11 protein-coding genes are annotated in these 16245 nt (G+C 70.4%); 4 read left to right on the forward strand and 7 right to left on the reverse strand.

Going from position 1 to position 16245, the window contains the following annotated elements; translation table 11 throughout:
- Positions 1-63: 63 nt before the first annotated feature.
- Complete coding sequence (locus tag ACFVT1_RS09300) at positions 64-561, reverse strand: hypothetical protein (RefSeq protein WP_389793760.1); 498 nt, start codon at positions 559-561, stop codon at positions 64-66.
- A gap of 13 nt (positions 562-574) precedes the next feature.
- Positions 575-1654 (reverse strand): hypothetical protein, encoded by a 1080-nt coding sequence (locus ACFVT1_RS09305; protein ID WP_389793761.1) that lies wholly within the window; start codon positions 1652-1654, stop codon positions 575-577.
- A gap of 279 nt (positions 1655-1933) precedes the next feature.
- Between ACFVT1_RS09305 and ACFVT1_RS09310 the strand changes: the two genes are divergently transcribed.
- From ACFVT1_RS09310 to ACFVT1_RS09320, 3 genes are all read left to right on the forward strand, one after another.
- Positions 1934-3304 carry a polysaccharide pyruvyl transferase family protein gene (locus tag ACFVT1_RS09310; RefSeq protein ID WP_389793762.1) on the forward strand — a complete coding sequence of 457 codons (1371 nt, stop codon included), beginning with the start codon at positions 1934-1936 and terminating at the stop codon, positions 3302-3304.
- Positions 3305-3471: 167 nt separating this feature from the next.
- On the forward strand, positions 3472-5892 hold the full coding sequence (gene uvrA / locus ACFVT1_RS09315; RefSeq protein ID WP_389793763.1) for an excinuclease ABC subunit UvrA: 2421 nt from the start codon (positions 3472-3474) through the stop codon (positions 5890-5892).
- 249 nt (positions 5893-6141) lie between these two features.
- Entirely contained in the window at positions 6142-7905 is a 1764-nt protein-coding gene (locus ACFVT1_RS09320) for a glycosyl hydrolase family 18 protein (protein WP_389793764.1), read from the forward strand.
- A gap of 72 nt (positions 7906-7977) precedes the next feature.
- Here ACFVT1_RS09320 and ACFVT1_RS09325 read toward each other — a convergent pair whose 3' ends face one another.
- Genes ACFVT1_RS09325 through ACFVT1_RS09335 form a run of 3 tightly spaced genes read right to left on the reverse strand, consistent with a single transcriptional unit; the run spans position 7978 to position 11379 of the window.
- A complete protein-coding gene (locus tag ACFVT1_RS09325; RefSeq protein WP_365693679.1) occupies positions 7978-8724 on the reverse strand; it encodes a succinate dehydrogenase/fumarate reductase iron-sulfur subunit in 747 nt (248 codons plus the stop codon).
- Positions 8721-10670: a fumarate reductase/succinate dehydrogenase flavoprotein subunit gene (locus ACFVT1_RS09330; RefSeq protein WP_389793765.1), complete on the reverse strand. Its 1950-nt coding sequence runs from the start codon at positions 10668-10670 to the stop codon at positions 8721-8723. The genes ACFVT1_RS09325 and ACFVT1_RS09330 overlap by 4 nt, the downstream gene beginning before the upstream one ends.
- Before the next feature lies 1 nt (position 10671).
- Positions 10672-11379: a succinate dehydrogenase gene (locus tag ACFVT1_RS09335; RefSeq protein WP_389793766.1), complete on the reverse strand. Its 708-nt coding sequence runs from the start codon at positions 11377-11379 to the stop codon at positions 10672-10674.
- 95 nt (positions 11380-11474) lie between these two features.
- On the opposite strand from ACFVT1_RS09335, the gene ACFVT1_RS09340 reads away from it, so the two are divergent.
- Positions 11475-12365, forward strand: a complete 891-nt coding sequence (locus ACFVT1_RS09340; protein WP_389793767.1) for a LysR family transcriptional regulator — start codon at positions 11475-11477, stop codon at positions 12363-12365.
- A gap of 97 nt (positions 12366-12462) precedes the next feature.
- On the opposite strand, the gene ACFVT1_RS09345 is transcribed toward ACFVT1_RS09340, so the two are convergent.
- Entirely contained in the window at positions 12463-14637 is a 2175-nt protein-coding gene (locus ACFVT1_RS09345) for an EAL domain-containing protein (RefSeq protein ID WP_362203018.1), read from the reverse strand.
- Complete coding sequence (locus ACFVT1_RS09350) at positions 14634-15452, reverse strand: SAM-dependent methyltransferase (protein WP_389793768.1); 819 nt, start codon at positions 15450-15452, stop codon at positions 14634-14636. The genes ACFVT1_RS09345 and ACFVT1_RS09350 overlap by 4 nt, the downstream gene beginning before the upstream one ends.
- Between the last annotated feature and the right edge of the window lie 793 nt (positions 15453-16245).

Genomic DNA, 16245 nt, shown 5'->3' on the forward strand with positions numbered 1-16245 from the left:
CACCGGCCGCCCACCGGAGCACGGTTGGCCCCGGGCCGGATCACATCCGGCCGCACACCCTGTTCAGGTACGGCCCTCGCGCCTCTGCGCGTCCTTGACCGTCCTTGCGCGCGCGGGTGGCACCTGCGCCCGGCGGGCCCGCACCACGGCGGAGCCGGCCGGCTCCGCCGCGTCGCAGACGAGTTCGTCGTCGACCGGCATCCGCACCTCACGCTCCCGGCCCAGCCGACGCAGGATTTCCAGCTCGGTGCGCCGGGCCGGCCCGCGGTCGTCGTCGCCGCGCATGTACAACCGCCCCTCGGGCAGCCCCTGTTCCACCGGCCGTGCCAGGGTGCCCCGGCGGCACCGCTCGGGACGCCCGGTGAGATGCCTGACCTCGCTCTCCGCCGCGCCGCTCAGCACCAGCCGCACGCCTTCGGGGAGCGGCGGGTCGTCGACGGCGGCGGAGAAGAAGAAGCCGTCCCCGTCACGCCGCCCCTCCAAGCAGTGCTGCCGGTGGCCGCCGTCCGCGAGCGTGCCGCCCAGGTCGAGTACGGCCAGGGGCCGGTGGTCGCTCCTCACGCCCCCCAGCACATCAGACGAGTGCCACCACCAGGAGGACGAGCACGACGACCACGGCCACCACCGCCGCGACCCGCAGCGAGCGGCGCCGCGACCAGACCGGGAGAACGTCCGGGCCCTCGCGCCCGGGGTAGACGTAGAAGACATGGTCGGGATCGTCGGGGATCGTGACCGCGGCCAGTCGCAGCCAGCCGATGTCGACACGTCGGGCCACTTCACCCCGGCGCGGCGCGAGGGCCGATTCGACCGCCTTGAGGTGCGCCGGGTCGAGCGCGCCGGGAAGCGGGTCACCGGCCGCGGCCAGAGTGGCCCTCTCCCACGCACCGGCGCGTCCGGTCTGCTGCCGGACGCGCAGCGGCGGTGCCGGTTCCGGCAGCTTCAACGAGGCCCGGACGGGCGCCTGCCCGACCGATCCCCCGGTCCACAGCGTGACCAGGCCCGTACCCTCGCACGGGGCGTGCTCCGTCGTCCTCGCGCCCTCGCAGACCGGGCAGGGGCGGAAGCCCGTGTCGTCGCACCGCGGACACTTCTCGGCACCCCGTCCCTCACATTCCGGACAAGCGGTGCGGGGCTTGCGGCACTTCACACAGGTGGTCCGCCCGGCCGGCGGCTTCTCCCGCGCCGGCTCGGCCGTCGCGCGGTCCGTGCGGCGGCTGCCCGTGCCGTCGCACCAGACGCACGGATCGACACCCTTGCAGGCCGGGCACACGGGGCCGATGTCGCAGCGCAGTTTCCCCTCGCCCCGGCACCGCGGGCACGGCCGCCGTCCGCCGTCGCAGCCGCAGGGCACCGTTCGCACCGAGTCGCGGAGCACCAGCTCGACGGTCCGCGCCACCGCCGGATCCTTCGGCGGCTCGACCGGGTGGTCGCGCAGATCGCCTTCGTAGGTGGGCAGCCCCGACGTGTCGAACCTGCCGGGCCTGGACTCCCGCCGCGTGGTGCGGGTCTCCACGCACCGGACGACGCGCAGGTCGAGCAGCGGGAGCCGGGTGATGTCGGCACCGGCCCGCCGCAGTTGCGCCCCCTGTCCGGGCCGGCCGATGTGCCGGGCGACCGCTTCGAGGATGTCGTCCTCGGACAGTGAGTCGGCCATGACGGCTCTGCCACCTCCCCTGCACGCGCACCCGTGCGCCGGACGCAGCGTACGGGCGCGGCCGTCCGGCGCTCAAGAGGGCGTCGCGGGACATGACGGGAGCCGTACGGGGCGGCCTCGGAGGCGAGTCGTCACACATCCGCGCGCGCCCGCCCACGCGCGGATGTGTGATCATGTACCTGCGTTCCACGTGGATCGCAAAAAGTTGCACAGGATCCGCATGGAACCAAAAGCGTATGTAAAGCTATATTCAGGTTTGTGGCATCAAACGTTAACCAAGTGAAGCGAATACTCCTGCGTTCGGGGAAGAGCCCCTACGACGTCGTCCCTGTCGAGCGCGCTCTCCATCAAGACGTGTTCGCCACCAACTCGGGCAACCTGATCTTCAGCGACGCCGCTCACAAGATCCTTGAGACGCCACGTTCGGAGGTGGTGTCGAACGGCATCACCACCAGGGTCGCCGACGCCGACCGCATCAACAGCGAGTACGACGCCTTCGTCATCCCGCTCGCCAACGCCTTCCGGCCGTCCTTCGAACGCCAGCTGGAGCGCCTGACCCAGCTCATCTCGAAGCTGACGATCCCGGTCGTCGTCCCGGGGGTGGGGGCCCAGACCGGCGTCGACTACAGCGCGGACCGGCTGCGGCCCATGCAGCCCACGGTCTACGCATTCGTCTCGGCCGTGCTCGACCACAGCGCCTCCATCGGTGTGCGCGGGGAGTTCACCGAGCGGTATCTGCGGGACATGGGTTTCCGCGACGTGGACGTCATCGGCTGCCCCTCGATGTTCCTCAACGGCAGCAAGCTCGGCATCCACAAGAGCAGCCGGGCCCTCGGACCCGAGTCGCGGATCGCCGTCAACGGATCGCACGACGCCGTGCGCAAGCAAGGACTCGGGCGGATCATCAACCGCACCCACGCGCGCTACCCCCACCTCCGGTTCATCGGCCAGAACCTCTCCGACGCCCGTCAGCTGCACTGGCGGGACCTGTCCCACCCGAACGCCTCGCTCACCGACATCCCCACCCACCCCGACCACCCCATGTACCGGGAGGACAAGGTCCGCGTCTACATCGACCCGGTCACCTGGATGGACGACCTGCGGGGCTTCGACTTCTCCTTCGGCTCCCGCATCCACGGCAACATCGCGGCGCTGCTGGCCGGCACGCCCGCCACCGTGCTCTGCGGCGACTCGCGGACGCTGGAGCTGTGCCGCTACTTCGACATCCCGCACCGGATGCTCGCGAAGGTCCCCGGGGACCTCGACCCCGCCGAGCTCTGCGCCGAGGCGGACTTCGGGCCCCTGACCCGCGGTCACCAGGAACGCTTCGACCGGTTCATGAACTTCCTCGACAAGAACGGCCTGGAGAACACCTTCACCCACGGCGACGGCGGAGCGGCCTTCGAGGAACGGATGAGCAAGCTGGCCTTCCCTCCGGGCGTCCGCCCCTGGGTCGGCGCCGACGCCGCCACGATGGGCGACCGGCTCAACTGGCTCCAGTCCCAGCTGACGGACCTCACCGCACAGAACGCCCAGCTCAAGCGGAAGCTCGCGAAGAGCTCCGCGGTGCCCGCCCAGCGCTCCACGTACCAGCGGGCCCGCAGTGTCGTGGGACGGCCCATCAAGCGCGCCCTGCGCCCGTCGCGCTGAGGGCTGTCCCGTAGTCCCTCTCCGGACCCCGTCCGCGGCCGGCCCGGCAGGGCCGGCCGGACTCGGTCCCGGACCGCGCCTGCGGGCCCTGCCACTCCTGAAGCCTAGAATCGGGGTGTTTGTCCCCAGGCTTTCGGCCTGCCCCGATCCGTACGGAGCCCCCGCGCATGTCCACCCCCCACGATCCGTACGTCCGGGTGCGTGGCGCCCGCGAGCACAATCTCCAGGACGTCTCGGTCGACATCCCGCGCGACACCCTCACCGTCTTCACCGGCGTCTCGGGCTCCGGGAAGTCCTCCCTCGCGTTCGGCACGATCTACGCCGAGGCGCAGCGCCGCTACTTCGAGTCCGTCGCCCCGTACGCCCGTCGGCTGATCCACCAGGTCGGCGCGCCGGCGGTCGGTGAGGTGACCGGGCTGCCGCCCGCCGTCTCGCTGGAACAGCGCCGCTCGGCGCCCGGCGCCCGCTCGTCCGTGGGGACGGTCACCACTCTCTCCAACTCGCTGCGCATGCTGTTCTCGCGCGCCGGGGACTACCCGGCCGGTGCCGAACGGCTGGACTCCGACGCCTTCTCGCCGAACACCGCCGCCGGGGCGTGTCCCGAGTGCCATGGCCTCGGCCGGATCCACCGCACCACCGAGGAGCTGCTCGTCCCCGACCCCTCGCTGTCGATCCGCGACGGCGCGATCGCCGCCTGGCCGGGCGCCTGGCAGGGCAAGAACCTGCGCGATGTGCTGGACGCGCTGGGCCATGACATCGACCGCCCGTGGCGCGAACTGGACGCCGGGGACCGGGAGTGGATCCTGTTCACCGATGAGCAGCCGGTCGTGACGGTCCATCCGGTGCGTGAGGCGGGGCGCATCCAACGCCCGTATCAGGGTACGTACATGAGTGCCCGCCGCTATGTGATGCACACCTTCGCGGACTCCAAGAGCCGCACCCTGCGTGCCAAGGCCGAGCGCTTCCTGACCAGTGCCCCGTGCCCGGTCTGCGAGGGCAGCAGACTGCGCCCCGAGGCGATGGCGGTCACCTTCGCCGGCCGTTCGATCGCCGGACTGGCCGCGCTACCCCTCACCTCTCTCGCCGAGGTGCTGCGCGCGGCGGGCGGTGATGACACGGCCCGGGTACTGACGGCGGATCTGCTCGCCCGGATCGAGACGGTCACGGAGCTCGGGCTCGGCTATCTGAGCCTCGACCGTACGGCACCGACGCTGTCCTCCGGCGAGCTGCAACGACTGCGGCTCGCCACCCAGTTGCGGTCCGGTCTGTTCGGTGTCGTGTACGTGCTGGACGAGCCGTCGGCGGGTCTGCACCCGGCGGACACCGAGTCGCTGCTGGGGGTGCTCGGCCGGTTGAAGGAGGCCGGCAACTCGGTCTTCGTCGTGGAGCATCAGATGGATGTGGTGCGCCGGGCGGACTGGCTGGTCGATGTGGGGCCGCTGGCCGGTGAGCACGGGGGCCGGGTGCTGCACAGCGGCCCCCCGGCCGGGCTCGCCGAGGTGGCGGAGTCGGCCACCCGGCGCTTCCTCTTCGACGACGGGCCCGCTCCGGTGCGGGAGGTGCGTACGCCGTCGGGGTGGCTGAGGCTGAACGGGGTGGACCGCCACAATGTGCGGGGCGTGGACGCCGATTTCCCGCTCGGGGTGTTCACGGCCGTCACCGGCGTCTCGGGCTCCGGGAAGTCGACGCTGGTCGGTCAGGTCCTGGCCGGTGTCCTCGCCGACCGGCAGGCCACCGCCGCCGGTCTGCCCGCGGAGCGTCCCACGCCCGGGTGCGCGTCGGCGGAGGGGCTGGAGGCGGTGGACCGCCTCGTGCAGGTCGACCAGAAGCCGATCGGCCGCACCCCGCGGTCCAATCTGGCCACGTACACCGGGCTGTTCGACGTCGTGCGGAAGCTGTTCACCGAGACCGAGACGGCGCGCGAGCGCGGCTACCGGGCCGGGAGGTTCTCCTTCAATGTGGCGGGCGGGCGGTGCGAGACCTGCCAGGGTGAGGGGTTCGTCTCCGTGGAACTGCTCTTCCTCCCCAGTACGTACGCCCCCTGCCCGGACTGCCACGGCGCGCGGTACAACCCGGAGACCCTGGAGGTCACCCTGCGCGGCCTCGACATCGCGCAGGTGCTGGATCTGACGGTCGAGTCGGCGGCCGGGTTCTTCTCCGGTACGCCCGCCGCCGAGCGCAGCCTGCGGACGCTTCTCGATGTCGGGCTCGGCTATCTGCGGCTCGGTCAGCCCGCCACGGAGCTGTCGGGCGGCGAGGCCCAGCGGATCAAGCTCGCCGCCGAGCTCCAGCGCACCCGCCGGGGCCACACCCTGTATCTGCTCGACGAGCCGACGACCGGGCTGCATCCCGCCGATGTGGAGGTGCTGATGAGGCAGCTGCACGGTCTGGTCGACGCGGGCAACACCGTCGTGGTCGTCGAGCACGACATGGCGGTGGTGGCGGGCGCCGACCGGGTGATCGATCTCGGGCCCGGCGGCGGCGACCGCGGTGGCCGGATCGTGGCGGCGGGAACACCCGCCGAGGTCGCCCGCGCGGAGGGCAGCCGTACGGCGGCGTACCTCAGGGCCTCCCTCCGTCTCGCCTGAGGGTTCGATCGGGTTCAACTTGCCACTCCGCAACGGGAGTTGCCGCTTCAGGCAAGCAATAGGAAATGAAAAGGCAAAGAACATTGACCGCAGGCTGGTCCAGACCAATTATGGGCATGCCTCACGGCCGCTCCACACCGTGCGGCATGTGACCCCCCGGCCGGGATTCACAGGAACGGGCCGCGCCCTCCACCGGGCGTGGCCGAGCCGTGCGATCCGCCCGTTGTCTCACCCCGCTGGGAGCACCCCATGAGACGTCCAAGAACACTCGGCGCAGTCCTGAGTGTCCTGGCAACCACTGTCGCGTCCGCCGGCCTGGTCCTCGGATCGGGCGCCGGCGCGCAGGCCGCCGCCACCGCCGCCACTCCCCTGCCCGCGCATGTCTTCGCCCCGTACTTCGAGGCGTACAACGGAGACAGCCCGGCCGCGCTCTCCGAGCAGTCCGGCGCCAAGTACCTGACCATGGCCTTCGTCCAGACGGAGGCCCGCGGTTCCTGCACCCCGTACTGGAACGGCGATTCCAGCCAGCCCATCTCCCCGTCCGAGTTCGGCGCCGATTTCACCACCATCCGGTCGCGCGGCGGCGATGTGATCCCGTCGTTCGGCGGGTACACGGCCGACAACGGCGGCACCGAGATCGCCGACAGCTGCACCAGCGTCGACTCGATCGCCGCCGCGTACGAGAAGGTCATCACGACCTACGACGTGTCCCGGCTCGACATGGACATCGAGGACAACTCGCTGGAGAACAGCGCCGGAATAGACCGCCGCAACAAGGCGATCAAGAAGGTGCAGGACTGGGCCGCCGCCAACGGGCGCTCGGTGCAGATCTCCTACACCCTGCCCACCACCACGAGCGGCCTCGCCGACAGCGGTCTGGCGGTGCTGGAGAACGCCGTGTCCAACGGCACGAAGGTCGACGTCGTGAACCTGATGACGTTCGACTACTACGACGGTGCCTCGCACAACATGGCGCAGGACACCCAGACGGCGATCACCGGCCTGAAGGGTCAACTGGCCGATCTGTACCCGTCGAAGACCGACGCCCAGTTGTGGGGCATGACCGGCATCATCGAGATGCCGGGCATCGACGACTACGGCCCGGCCGAGACGTTCACGACGGCCGACGCGACCGCCGTCTACAACTGGGCCGTGTCCAAGGGCGTCAGCACGCTGTCGTTCTGGGCGCTCCAGCGCGACAACGGAGGCTGCCCCGGCACCGGGGGCAGCGACACCTGCTCGGGCATCGCGCAGGACACCTGGTACTTCTCGCACACCTTCGCGCCCTTCACGAGCGGCGCCGGTCCGGTGACGGACGACTACTCGGTGGCCGTGGCGCCCGGTTCGGCCACGGTCGCCCCCGGTGGTTCCACCACGGCGACCGTGAACACCGCGGTCACCTCCGGCAACGCCAAGACCGTCGCGCTGACGACGAGCGGGGCGCCCGCCGGGGTGACGGCGGCGCTCAGCCCGACCTCGGTCACGGCAGGTGGTACGTCGAAGCTGACGGTCAGCGCGTCGGCTTCCGCGACGCCCGGCACGTACAAGATCAATGTGACCGGCACGGCGGGCACGCTCAGTCACGCGGCGGCCTTCACCCTGACGGTGTCGGGTCCGGGCGGCGGCACCGGCGCACTGGTGAACGGCGACTTCGAGACGGGTTCGCCGAGCCCCTGGAGCTGTGAGCCCGGTGGCGCGGTCGTCTCCACGCCGGTGCACGGCGGCGCGCACGCGCTCGCCGCGGCGGCCACCGCGTCCCAGACGGGCGAGTGCACGCAGACGCTCACCCTGTCCCCCAACACCACGTACACGCTGAGCGGTTGGGTACAGGGCAGCTACGGATACCTCGGCGTGCGGGGCGACGCCTCGGCGAGCACCTGGGGTTCGTCGAGCGGCTACGCCAAGCAGTCGGTGGCGTTCACCACGGGTTCGACCGGCACGGTGACCGTCTATCTGCACGGCTGGTACGGACAGGGCACCGTCTACGCGGACGATCTCTCCGTCACGTCCTGACCCCGCGAGACGGCGGAGACTTCCCGGCCCCGGAGGTGGGCGGCCTCCGGGGCCGGGAACTCTGCCGCGCTCTCAGCGGCGCACCTTGCGGGTCGCGCGCAGCCACTCCTTGTTCATGGCCGAGATCGACGGCAGCGGGATGCCCTTGGGACAGGCCGTGGCGCACTCCCCGGTGAGGGTGCAGCCGCCGAAACCCTCGCTGTCCATCTGCCCGACCATGTCGAGAACCCGGGTCTCCCGCTCGGGGGCGCCCTGCGGCAGGACGTTGAGGTGGTTGATCTTGGCCGAGGTGAAGAGCATCGCCGAGCCGTTGGGGCAGGCCGCGACGCAGGCGCCGCAGCCGATGCACTCGGCGTGCTCGAAGGCGGAGTCGGCGTCCGGCTTGGGCACCGGTGTGGCGTGCGCCTCGGGTGCCGTGCCGGTCGGTGCGGAGATGTAGCCGCCCGCCTGGATGATCCGGTCGAAGGCCGAGCGGTCCACGACCAGGTCCTTGACGACGGGGAAGGCGGAGGCGCGCCACGGTTCGATGTCGATCGTGTCGCCGTCCTCGAAGGACCGCATGTGGAGCTGGCAGGTGGTGGTGCGCTCGGGGCCGTGGGCGTCGCCGTTGATGACGAGGCTGCAGGCCCCGCAGATGCCTTCGCGGCAGTCGTGGTCGAAGGCGACGGGATCGTCCCCGGCGAGGATGAGTTCCTCGTTGAGGGTGTCGAGCATTTCCAGGAACGACATGTCCTGCGAGATGCCGTCCACCTCGTAGGTGGACATGGCGCCGGGGGCGTCGGCGTTCTTCTGGCGCCAGACGCGCAGGGTGAGCTTCATGCGTAGCTCCGCTGAGTGGGGTGGACGTACTCGAAGACGAGGTCTTCCTTGTGCAGGACGGGGGCCTCGCCGGTGCCGGAGAATTCCCAGGCGGCGGCGTACGAGAACTCCTCGTCGCGGCGGGCGGCTTCGCCGTCCGGGGTCTGCGACTCCTCGCGGAAGTGGCCTCCGCAGGACTCGGCGCGGTGCAGGGCGTCGAGGCACATGAGCTCGGCGAGTTCCAGATAGTCGACGATGCGGTTGGCCTTCTCCAGCGACTGGTTGAACTCGTCGCCGGTGCCGGGCACCTTGATGCGGCGCCAGAACTCCTCGCGGATCTGCGGGATCCGGTCGAGAGCCTTGCGCAGCCCGTCCTCGGTGCGGGCCATGCCGCAGTACTCCCACATGAGTTCACCGATCTCGCGGTGGAAGGAGTCGGGGGTGCGGTCGCCGTCGACGGAGAGCAGCAGGTTCAGCCGGTCCTCGGTGTCGGCGACGGCCTCTTCGACGGCGGGGTGCGAGGCGTCGACCTCGTCGTGGTGCGGGTTGCGGGCCAGGTAGTCGTTGATGGTCGACGGCAGGACGAAGTAGCCGTCGGCGAGGCCCTGCATCAGCGCGGAGGCGCCGAGCCGGTTGGCGCCGTGGTCGGAGAAGTTGGCCTCCCCGATCGCGAACAGGCCCGGGATCGTGGTCTGGAGGTCGTAGTCGACCCAGAGTCCGCCCATCGTGTAGTGCACGGCGGGGTAGATCCGCATCGGGGTCTCGTACGGGTTCTCCGCGGTGATCCGCGCGTACATGTCGAAGAGGTTGCCGTACTTCTCCTCCACCCCGGCCCGGCCCATCCGCCGGACGGCTTCGGCGAAGTCCAGGTAGACGCCCTGTCCGCCGGGGCCGACACCGCGTCCCTCGTCGCAGACGTTCTTCGCGGCGCGCGAGGCGATGTCGCGGGGTACGAGGTTGCCGAAGGCGGGGTAGATGCGCTCCAGGTAGTAGTCGCGCTCGTCCTCGGGGATCTCGTTCGCGGGGCGGTTGTCGCCCTCCGCCTTCGGTACCCAGATCCGGCCGTCGTTGCGCAGCGACTCACTCATCAGCGTCAGCTTGGACTGGTGGTCGCCGGTGCGCGGGATGCAGGTGGGGTGGATCTGGGTGAAGCAGGGGTTGGCGAAGTAGGCGCCGCGCCGGTGGGCGCGCCAGACGGCGGTGGCGTTGGAGTTCATGGCGTTCGTCGACAGGTGGAAGACATTGCCGTAGCCGCCGCTGGCCAGGACGACCGCGTCGGCGAAGTAGGTGTCGATCTTCCCCGTGACGAGGTCGCGGGCGACGATGCCCCGGGCCTTGCCGTCGACGACGATCAGGTCGAGCATCTCGGTGCGGGCGTGCAGTTCGACGTTGCCGGCGGCGATCTGCCTCGACAGTGCCTGGTAGGCGCCGAGGAGGAGTTGCTGCCCCGTCTGGCCGCGGGCGTAGAAGGTACGGGAGACCTGGACGCCGCCGAAGGAGCGGTTGTCGAGGAGGCCGCCGTACTCGCGGGCGAAGGGGACGCCCTGGGCGACGCACTGGTCGATGATCTCGACGGAGATCTGGGCGAGCCGGTGGACGTTGGACTCGCGGGCGCGGAAGTCGCCGCCCTTGACCGTGTCGTAGAAGAGCCGGTGGACCGAGTCGCCGTCGTTGCGGTAGTTCTTCGCGGCGTTGATGCCGCCCTGGGCGGCGACGGAGTGGGCGCGCCGGGGCGAGTCCTGGAAGCAGAACTGGACGACGTGGTAGCCCTGTTCGGCCAGCGTCGCACCGGCCGAACCGCCGGCGAGGCCGGTGCCGACGACGATGACGGTGTGCTTGCGGCGGTTGGCCGGGTTGACCAGCTTGGCCTGGAAGCGGCGGGTGTCCCAGCGTTCGGCGACGGGGCCTTCGGGGGCCTTGGTGTCGACGACGGGGGCGCCCGTCTCGTAGTGCGAGTAGTCGGTCATGTCAGCTCACGACTCCGGTCATGACGGCGACGGGTATGGAGATGAAGCCCACCGTCAGCACCACCGCGAGGACGTTGGCGATGGTCTTGAGGACACGGTCGCGGGTCGCCTTGCCCGCACCGAGTGTCTGGGCGGCGCTCCAGAAGCCGTGCCGGATGTGGAGCCCGAGGGCGAGCATGGCGACGATGTAGACGGTGTTGCCGTACCAGGTGGAGAAGGTGTCGATGACGTTCTGGTACGGCTTCCCGGACTGGAATCCGCCGGGGTGCGCGGTGCCCGTCGTCAGGTCGAGGATGTGCCAGACGATGAACAGGGCGAGGATGATCCCGCCCCAGCGCATGGTCCGGGTCGCATAGCCGGCACGCGGCTTCTTGTGGACGTACGCGGCGGGGCGGGCCCTGATGTCGCGGCGGCTCAGCTGGTACGCCGAGACGGCGTGCAGGACGACGGCGGCGACGAGCACGACGCGGACGATCCACAGGGCCCACTCGTAGTGCAGGACGGGCTCGCCCATGGTCCGCAGCCAGTGCGCGTAGTGGTTGAACTCACCGGATCCGAAGAAGACCTTCAGGTTGCCGATCAAGTGGGCAACCAGATAGAGGAGCATGACCAGACCGCTCACGGCCATGATCGTCTTCTTGCCGACGGACGAGTCCCAGAGCGTACGCGTCATGGACGGCCGTCGGTCCGTCCGTGTTGCCAATGCCATGGACACGACGCTAGGGCCGAACGGCCCCATCAGTCCAAGACATGGAACGGCTCATCTCCATAGCTGTTCCCTATCGGAGCCGCTACGCTGGGTGTATGCAGTTCCAGCAGCTGACGTACTTCGTGGCCGTGGCGGAGACCCGGCACTTCACCCGTGCCGCCGAGGAGGTGCATGTCTCGCAGCCCTCGCTCTCCCAGCAGATCCGGGCACTGGAGAAGGAGCTGGGGGCGGAGCTGTTCAGCCGGGCCCGCGGCAACATCACGCTCACCGACGCGGGCGAAGCCCTGCTGCCGTTGGCCCGCCGTATCCTCGCGGACGCCGACACCGCACGCCACGAGGTGCAGGAGCTGGCTCAGCTCCGACGGGGCCGGGTCCGCCTCGGCGCGACGCCCAGCCTCTGCACGGGCCTGCTGCCCGACGTGCTGCGCGCGTTCCACGACCGGCATCCGGGGATCCAGCTGCTGCTGGAGGAGGGCGGTTCGCTGGACCTCGTACGGGAGCTGGCGCGCGGGGCGCTCGATCTCGCCCTCGTCGTGCTGCCGCTGCCCGCCGCGTCTCCCGCGCTCACCACGGTCGAGCTGCTCCAGGAGGACCTGGTCGTGGTGTCGTCGGCGCGGGCGCCGCGGCCCGGCCGGGGCGGCAGCGTACGGATCGCCGACCTTCAGGGGGAATCCCTGGTGATGTTCCGGCATGGCTACGACCTGCGCGAACTGACAGTCGCCGCCTGCCGCGCGGAGGGCTTCGAGCCGTCGTTCACCGTGGAGGGCGGCGAGATGGACGCGGTGCTCGGCTTCGTCCGGGCGGGGCTCGGGATCGCGGTCGTGCCCAGCATGGTCGCCACCCGGGCCGGCCACGACCTGCGGACCACGCCACTGGCCCGCCCCGGCCTGCGGCGCACGATCGCGCTCGCGCACCGCAGCGACGTGGCGCCGCCCCGCGCGGCCCGCGAGCTGCAGAAGGTGCTGCTCGCCAGCCGCACGGGCTGAGCCGGCCCGGGTCCGCCCGTCACGCGGCCTCGAACGCACCCCGCCCCCGAATGCCGGACGGGCCCGATTCCGTACCGATCGAGCCCGTCCGGCCCTTTCACACCGCGTCGGCCAGCAGCAGCGAGTGGATCCGGTCGGGCGCACCGGGCCGGGCGTAGTACCACCCCTGCGCCGTGTCGCACCCCAACTCCCGCAGCTGCTCCGCCTGGGCCCCCGTCTCCACGCCCTCCACCGTGACCGCGAGGTCCAGGCTGTGCGCCAGCGAGACGATTCCCTCGACGATCTTCAGATCGACCGGGTCCGCCGGATGCTGCTGCATGCCCTGGGTGAACGAGCGGTCCAGCTTGAGCACGCTCACCGGAAGCCGGCGCAGGTTCGCCAGATTCGAGTACCCGGTGCCGAAGTCGTCGAGCGCTATGTCGACGCCCATTTCGGCCAGTTGCCGCAGCGGCTTGAGCAGATCGTCGTCCGCGCCGATGAGGGCGGACTCCGTGACCTCCAGACACAGCGCCCCGGCTTCGAGGCCCGACCGCTCCAGCACGTCGACCGTCTCGGCGACCAGCCGCGGATGGTGCAGCTGGGTGGGCGAGAGGTTGACATTGATCCGCAGCGGACCGCCGTCGCTGTGCCGCTCCTGCCAGAAGTTGGCCTGGCGCACGGACTCCTCCAGCACCCAGCGGCCGAGCGGCACGATCAGCCCGGTGTGCTCGGCGAGCGGGATGAACCGGTCGGGACCGAGCACCCCGTGCTGCGGGTGGCACCAGCGCACCAGCGCCTCCGCACCGTGCACGGTGCCGTCGCCGAGGTGCACGAGGGGCTGGTACTCGATGAAGAACTCACCGCGCTCCAGAGCGGCCGGCAGGGCCGTGGTCAGCCCGTGCCGGGTGATGGCACGGGCGTCCGCCTCGGCATCGGCGAGCTCGAAGCGGTTGCCGCCCGCCGACTTGGCCCGGTACATGGTGATGTCGGCGCTGCGCAGCACCTCGGCGGCGCTCCGTTCACCGGCCGGCCCCTCGACGATCCCGATGGATCCGCGTACGGTCAGCTCCCGGCCTTCCAGCCGGATCGGGGTGCCGAGCACGCCGAGGATGCGGCAGGCCAGCTCGTCCACCTCCTTCTGGGTGTCGGGGCCGGTGGTCAGGGCCACGAACTCGTCGCCGCCGAGCCGCGCGACCATCTCGCCGGGCGCGGTCGCGCAGCTCTGCAGCCGGTCGGCCACCTCGACCAGCAGCCGGTCCCCCGACGCGTGGCCGAGGCTGTCGTTGATCGCCTTGAAGCCGTCGAGGTCGAGGTAGCAGAGACCGAAGCGGCTGCCGTCGTCGGCGGAGAGCGCCTTCTCCAGCCGTTCGAAGAACAGCGTCCGGTTGGGCAGGCCGGTGAGCGCGTCATGGGTGGCCTCGTACCGCAGCCGCAGGTTGAGCAGCCTGCGCTCCGTGGTGTCCTCCATCAGCGCCAGCTGATACTCCGGCCGCCCCTCGGAGTCGCGCAGCAGGGACACCGTCAGGTTGGTCCACAGCACCGTGCCGTCGTTGCGGTAGTACGGCTTCTCGACCCGGTAGTGCTCGCGTTCGCCGCGTACCAGCTCGCTGTAGTACTTCCACACCTGCGGCGAGTCCTCGGGGTGGACCCACTCGTTGAGCCGGTGGCTGCGCACATGGTGTTCGAGTCCGCCGAACATCCGGGTGAGGGTGTCGTTGACCTCCAGCACACGGCCGTCCAGGTCGGCGATCCCGATGCCGACGGCCGCGTCCTTGAAGACGGCGCGGAAGCGCGCCTCGGTGGCGTGCAGTGCCTGCTCGGCGTCCGAGCGGGCGGTGAGCGCCGAGCGGGCGATGGCCTCCTGTTCCGCGAGGGTCCGCTCGCGCAGGGCCTGGGTGAACCCGCCCGCGAGGGCGTGTTGTATCCGGGCGCAGCGGGCCCTGCTGTCCTCGGTCGACAGCGCCGTGGCGCCGTTGCTGCCGCAATAGAGCACGAGGTACGAGTCGATGACGCCGAGCGTGCTGCTCAGCGCGTCGGGATCCATGCAGTGCGCGGCGACGAGGGCGGCGCCCACCTCGCTCGCGGGCGCCGCGTCGAAGGGCCGCGCGTGCAGGATCTCGCTGAGCCCGCGGGCCAGCGGCAGCAGGTGCTGTTCGAACTCCGTGCGCGTCATGGAGGTGGCCGTCGAGGGGAAGGTGGCCCGGCTCCAGATCGTGGCGAATCTCCGGAGCCGGTCCTCGGGGCCGTCGGGCTCCGTGTCGGGCCCTCCGGACGACTGGGCGGGAATGCTCACGCCTTGCGTCCCACTCCCGCGAAGCCCGAGAAGGCGAATGGGTCCTCCTGCTCCGGCGCCAGGGGGGTGTCGGGACGCCAGTCCGGCATCGACACGAGTCCGGGCTCGACCATCTCGTATCCCTCGAAGAACCGGGCGATCTCGTCGCGCGACCGCATGACCAGGGGGTTGCGGATGTCCCTGTAGACGCCGACCGCGCCGCCGGCCTCCTCCTGGGAAAGCGGAATGCCCTCGTACGAGGCGTGGGTGATGACGACGAGGCTGCCGGGGGCGAGGGCCTCGCGCAGCTCCGCGACCGCGGTCCGCGGGTCGTCGGCGTCCTCGATGAAATGGAGTACGGCGACGAGCAGCAGGGCCACCGGACGGTCCAGGTCGAGCAGTCCGGAGATCTCCGGGCTCTTCACGATCTCCTGCGGGCGGCGGAGATCGGCAGCGGCGATCACCGCCCGCTCGTTCCCTTCGAGCACGGCCCGGCTGTGCGCGACCGCGACGGGGTCGTGATCGACATAGGCGACCCGGGCCTCGGGGTCGGCCGTCTGTGCGACTTCGTGCACATTGCCGAAAGTCGGTATTCCGGAGCCGATGTCCAGAAACTGGGTGATGCCCTCGCCCACCGCATAGCGCACGGCCCTGCGCATAAAGGCGCGATTCGCCTGCATGATCTTGGGGAGCCCCGGCATGAACTCCATGGCCTTGCGAGCCGCTTCCCGGTCCACCTCGAAATTGTGCGATCCGCCCAGATAGAAGTCGTACATGCGAGACACGCTCGGCACCGAAATGTCTATGCCTTGCGGTGCCCAGGCGGGACGCTCCATCGATGTCTCCAACAAGTCGCCACGGCGGTCCGGCCATGTTCATGGTCAGTGTTGACCAGAGGCTACTGATCGCCCGCCAGGAGAGCGAGCGGAAACGGAAATTAGCCGTCCGTTATTGGTCACACACCAGTGGCATGTGCGACCGCCCCGTCGCTGCCTGTGACAGGTGGCCACGGAGCGGCCCGGAGGGGCACTTCTGCGTTACATGGGGCGCCCACCGGTTCGACGCCCGGGGGCACCGCGTACCATGTGGCCCCGATAGCACGGCGGTTGATCTCTCCGGGCTTCGCATCGTCGGAGAAGATCCGGAAGGAGCCCGGAGAAGTCCCCCAAAAAGGTATGGACCTACCGGCAGTCAATGACGTGTCACTTGAGTTTCCTCGGGCCGGCCGAGGCGACAAAGCCCTGGGCGGCTACGCCTTTGACGTCATTCCTTGCCAATGGGGCAACAGCCGCCCGGCGCGGACGCGTACCAAGTGCCGCCCACATCCCGCACATTGGTGTGCTGTACAGCAGGCAGTGACATAGCGGTGCGCCGACGGATCCGCATTGCCGAGTTGCCGGTTCGCCGAAGCGGCAGTGCGTGAATCCCCCGCCGCTCGGCTCAGTTGTGGCGCGCGGAATTTCTCCGGGCCGCAAACACCCGGCGCCCCAGGTCCCCACCATCAGGGGAATCCGGACCGTCCCGGGCGTGCCCCGCGAGCGGCCGGAACATGCTCCTCGTCGTGTACGGATCACTCATAGGACGGCTCACGACAGCCGTCGCACTCCTCTGGCTGCTGTCCGCCCCGGC

Source organism: Streptomyces sp. NPDC057963 (assembly GCF_042887155.1).
In the GTDB taxonomy this organism is placed as follows: domain Bacteria; phylum Actinomycetota; class Actinomycetes; order Streptomycetales; family Streptomycetaceae; genus Streptomyces.

Coding starts and splice junctions, on each gene's coding strand:
- ACFVT1_RS09305 (WP_389793761.1), bottom strand. CDS start 1,654: ATGGCCGACTCACTGTCCGAGGACGACATCCTCGAAGCGGTCGCCCGG.
- uvrA (WP_389793763.1), top strand. CDS start 3,472: ATGTCCACCCCCCACGATCCGTACGTCCGGGTGCGTGGCGCCCGCGAG.
- ACFVT1_RS09320 (WP_389793764.1), top strand. CDS start 6,142: ATGAGACGTCCAAGAACACTCGGCGCAGTCCTGAGTGTCCTGGCAACC.
- ACFVT1_RS09325 (WP_365693679.1), bottom strand. CDS start 8,724: ATGAAGCTCACCCTGCGCGTCTGGCGCCAGAAGAACGCCGACGCCCCC.
- ACFVT1_RS09330 (WP_389793765.1), bottom strand. CDS start 10,670: ATGACCGACTACTCGCACTACGAGACGGGCGCCCCCGTCGTCGACACC.
- ACFVT1_RS09335 (WP_389793766.1), bottom strand. CDS start 11,379: ATGGCATTGGCAACACGGACGGACCGACGGCCGTCCATGACGCGTACG.
- ACFVT1_RS09340 (WP_389793767.1), top strand. CDS start 11,475: ATGCAGTTCCAGCAGCTGACGTACTTCGTGGCCGTGGCGGAGACCCGG.
- ACFVT1_RS09350 (WP_389793768.1), bottom strand. CDS start 15,452: ATGGAGCGTCCCGCCTGGGCACCGCAAGGCATAGACATTTCGGTGCCG.